Below are 915 nucleotides of genomic sequence, written 5' to 3'. Positions count from 1 at the left end.
GAATCTGTCAATTTCGGCCGAGAAAGCACGAATATGCGGTTCTGATGGTGAATGGCTGCTCTCCCGGAGAAAATGCATCGAACTCCATAAAGTCGAAGCGACCGCCGCAGATGAACCAAGGAGTAAGGATTTCCTGCGGAAGCCGGGCCGATTCGAAAGCGGGACAAACCGTTTTCGAAATGACCAACTTCGGTATCGCTGCTTGATCACCTAAATTGCGTCGACAGACCCACCATGGCCGATCCATAATCGCATGGAACATTCACCGTTTACGATTTTGCTCGAGATCTCATCTCTTGGAGCCTGGCGACCGAGGGCCTCCGATGGCGCCTGTCTCCTCAAGCGTCTTCGCCAGTTCGGCTGGTCCATCAAGTCCCAGCGCCAACGCAACGTCAATATATTCAATGACATCAAGTCTGCGGGCCGCCAACTCGTAGCGGGAGACGAACTGCTGCGTTCGACGCAGCCGACGGGCCACTTCGTCCTGTGAAAGACCTGCCGACGTCCGAGCTTCTATCAGCCTCGTGAGGAGGCGCCGATAACGAATATCCGATGTACCGTTGGGCATTTCGACCACTTCACTTCAATTGCCCCCTGTCTTTGCCGATCCCTCTCGCCGTTCTCTTTGCTTTACGTCAAACACGCAGCATACATAATTATCCTGAATGCCTCCTGACCGTCAAATCATCTCAGGCGCGGTAAGGCGACCTTGGGGCCGGTTGCTCTGATATTCCGATTTTTCGCAGACCCATAATGTAGGCGTGCTTCGCCCTATCACCAAGCGCCTCCATCTCTTGGACAACGAGGCGAAATGCCAAAGCGAGAGAGTTTCGCATGACACTTCACATCCGTGAAGTCATGACCCTAATTGCGGGCATTTTACATCCATTTCGGCATAATAACGTGACCGATCCT

Annotated in this window: 2 protein-coding genes; one reads left to right on the top strand and one right to left on the bottom strand. The window is 53.2% G+C overall.

The window, feature by feature from the left end:
• A partial coding sequence (locus AC2YHA_RS19490; RefSeq protein WP_487402979.1) for a hypothetical protein occupies nucleotides 1–206 on the top strand: 206 nt, incomplete at its 5' end.
• Nucleotides 207–289: 83 nt separating this feature from the next.
• Here the strand turns inward: AC2YHA_RS19490 and AC2YHA_RS19485 are convergent.
• Nucleotides 290–568: a helix-turn-helix domain-containing protein gene (locus AC2YHA_RS19485; RefSeq protein ID WP_487402980.1), complete on the bottom strand. Its 279-nt coding sequence runs from the start codon at nucleotides 566–568 to the stop codon at nucleotides 290–292.
• Nucleotides 569–915 lie beyond the last annotated feature (347 nt).

It is taken from the genome of Sphingomonas sp. SRI_018 (assembly GCF_057586275.1).
Note: the sequence above shows the minus strand (reverse complement) of the source record. Positions and strands in the feature narration are given on the sequence as shown.

Bases quoted from the DNA above. Each gene is read 5' to 3' on its own strand.
- AC2YHA_RS19485 (WP_487402980.1), bottom strand. From the start codon at position 568: ATGCCCAACGGTACATCGGATATTCGTTATCGGCGCCTCCTCACGAGG.